A 2,921-nucleotide genomic window follows, 5' to 3' on the forward strand; every position below is an offset into this window, starting at 1 on the left:
CATCTACCTCACCCAATTCCATCGACGCATCACAACCCACTTCGTCCGCGCAAACCGCCAGCCACCAACTATCAAGCCATGCCAGGAAACCTACCAAGTCCTCGCCCGAAACTGAGAAGCGGTCAGGATCTCACCGACTGACAGGGCTGTTTCATGAGCACACCTCGCCTCGCGCTTCTGCGCCCAGGCAACCGGCTGATGCCCACGCGCTGCGGCATCCGTCGACGCGCTGACCCTCTATCGCTGTCGCTCCCGCGAGCCCCGCCTTCGCGGGGCCAGGAAGCGGAGCCCAGAGCCTGGATTCCCGCTTCGCGGGAATCCAGGTAGTGTTGGACCTGCGCAGCAGGCGGCGAGACTCGTTCATGAAACAACCCTGCACCGACTGAACGAGCCAACGCCTGCGTGCATGTGGTAGACTGGCGAAGCGCCGCGCCAGTCAGCGTGGCATTGCTGCACGACCGTCGGCGGCAAAAGAGGGATCCATGCGCACGGTCATTCTCGACGCGCCGGGCAGGCTGAGGCTTGCTGACAACAAAGAGCCCTCCGAGCCGTTGGCTCGCAGCGCCCTCGTCAGAGTTCATTGCGTCGGTGTCTGCGGCACGGACCTGCACGCCTATCGCGGCAGGCAACCCTACTTCTCGTATCCACGGATTCTGGGACACGAGCTCGGCGTCGAGGTGCTGGAAGCGCCAGCAAATGACCGAGGCATTGCTCCTGGCGTCCGATGCGCGGTGGAGCCCTATCTGAACTGCGGTTCCTGTATCGCCTGCCGAAGCGGGAAGACGAACTGCTGCGCGCGTCTGCGCGTGCTTGGCGTACACATGGACGGCGGCATGTGCGAGCGCCTCGTCGTGCCGTTGGAGAAGCTCCATCCGTCGAACACGCTGACGTTCGAGCAGCTCGCCTTGGTGGAAACGCTTGGAATCGGGCATCACGCGGTCGGCAGGGGCAGACCTGAGCCCGGGGAGTGGGTCTGCGTCGTGGGAGCGGGTCCCATCGGCCTCTCGGTGGTTCAGTTCGCGGCACTGTCCGGGGCGCGAGTCGTCGTGATCGACGTGAACCCGGATCGCCTCGCGTTCTGTGCCGGCGTGTTCGGCGTCGAGCATCTCATTGCAGCCGACGACGACACGCAGGCGGCACTGGAGCGCCTGACCGGCGGAGACATGCCCACGCTCGTCATGGATGCCACGGGGAACCCGAAGTCGATGGAGCGCTCCTTGGACTTCGCAGCCAATGGCGGTCGAGTCGTGTTCGTCGGGCTCGTTCAGTCGGACATCACGTTCAGCGATCCCGAGTTCCACCGCAAGGAACTGACCCTCTTTGCCACGCGCAACTCCACGACGGCGGATTTTCGGAGTGTCCTAGACCACATGGAGGCGGGAACCGTCGTCACCGACCCGTGGATCACGCATCGATCCACAAGCGAGACGATCATCGACGACTTCCCGACGTGGCTCGGCCCGGGCTCCAAGACGGTAAAGGCAGTGGTTTCGTTCCCGTGACGAGTCCGTGCGTCACAGGCGGACGATGTCGCTCGACGCTCTCCTTCCGATACGGACAACCGAACTGACGATGGATCGGTTCGTCGACCACTTCTCAATCGCAGACGCCGACAACTAGGCGCAGCAATCCCGTGTCGTTTTCCGCCTGGTCCGACCAGATGCCAGGACTCTGGACGACGACCAGGTCGAGGCTCGGACATACCCAGATGTGGATACTTCCCGCTCCCGACGCCGCGTATGAGTCCGTGGGCAGGTGGGGCCACAGCTTGCCGTACTGATTCGTCCAGAAGCCCAGCCCATACCGCCATTCCGAGTCGGGGCAATGGTCGAGGATCATCTGCGGAACCTGGGTCTCTTCGACGTGCCAGGCTGACGGGATGACCGACTGCCCCGCCCAAGTGCCACCGCGCAGCCATAGGTATCCCATGCGCGCCATGTCGAACGCCGACGCGCTCAACTGCGTGTAGTAGCCGTAGACTCCGAGCTTCGCCTGGTCCCAGAGGTCGAAGTTCGTATACGAGTAGGTCCAGGTTCCTCCGATCCGGTCGCGGATCTTCTCCTCGATGAGCCTGCCGCATCCGGGCGATCCGGTGGGATCGTCCGCGTTGTAGTAGCCATACGCTTTCGCCAGCGCATGAGTGAGAACGTTCATACCGTACGTCTGGTAGTGGAAGACGGTCCCCGGCTGCTCGCCGGGCTTCATGTACCCGGACGTGTTCGATATGAGGTGGCGGAACGTGATATCCTTCTCCTTGCCGAACGCGTACCTGCCCGGCTTGGGACCCTCGCGCTCGCCGACTTCCATCATCTCCGGGTAGTAGTCTGCGACCAGGTCATCGACGGAACCGATCTTCCCTTCGCGAACGGCGATGCCCAGCACGCCGGCGTAGAGGGACTTCGCGGCAGATGCCATCCGAACCGGCGACTTCAATGACGTCCTGCGCAACCAGAACCCGACGATGTACCCGTGACGCACGACAAGCGCACAGTAGTTCCGATCGCCCGCGTTGCGCTCGAACCATGAGCCGATGGCGGCTCCTGCGTCGTCGGAGAATCCCTGGCTGGCGGGCCCGCGGTACTCCCAGTCGGCTCCCGGGAACGGATGAGCGTCCGGCATGTCTGTCTTCTCCCGCAAGCTGCGTTCGGCGCGTCTGGCTGTCGCTGCAGCGTCACTGTACCTGACTGTAGCCGATCTCTCCCTGCGCGTTGATGTTGATCGCGACGGTCAGAAGGTGGGGGTAGATCAGGTCGGTCTTGCAGTAGACCTCGAAGCCGGCGTCGCCCGCCTTCTGGCAGAAGTAGAGGTCTTCACCGACGTATCTGCCGTCTGGCAGCCGGTGGTGGAACGAGAAGTAGGGCGATTCCATGGCTTGGAACACGTCCGTCTTGATCAGCGTGCCGCCGCCGCCCACCGCGCCG

At 63.5% G+C, this 2,921-nt stretch carries 2 protein-coding genes; one reads left to right on the forward strand and one right to left on the reverse strand.

Annotated elements, in window-relative coordinates; all coding sequences use genetic code 11:
- The first annotated feature begins 482 nt into the window (after positions 1–482).
- Positions 483–1,502 (forward strand): zinc-binding alcohol dehydrogenase family protein, encoded by a 1,020-nt coding sequence (locus FJZ36_18765; protein MBM3216941.1) that lies wholly within the window; start codon positions 483–485, stop codon positions 1,500–1,502.
- A 94-nt stretch (positions 1,503–1,596) separates the two neighbouring features.
- Here the strand turns inward: FJZ36_18765 and FJZ36_18770 are convergent, their stop codons facing one another.
- On the reverse strand, positions 1,597–2,619 hold the full coding sequence (locus FJZ36_18770; protein MBM3216942.1) for a serine hydrolase: 1,023 nt from the start codon (positions 2,617–2,619) through the stop codon (positions 1,597–1,599).
- Between the last annotated feature and the right edge of the window lie 302 nt (positions 2,620–2,921).

The organism is Candidatus Poribacteria bacterium (assembly GCA_016866785.1).
GTDB lineage: Bacteria > Poribacteria > WGA-4E.

Excerpts from the sequence above, each read along its gene's own strand:
- FJZ36_18770 (MBM3216942.1), bottom strand. The coding sequence starts at position 2,619 with ATGCCGGACGCTCATCCGTTCCCGGGAGCCGACTGGGAGTACCGCGGG.
- FJZ36_18765 (MBM3216941.1), top strand. The coding sequence starts at position 483 with ATGCGCACGGTCATTCTCGACGCGCCGGGCAGGCTGAGGCTTGCTGAC.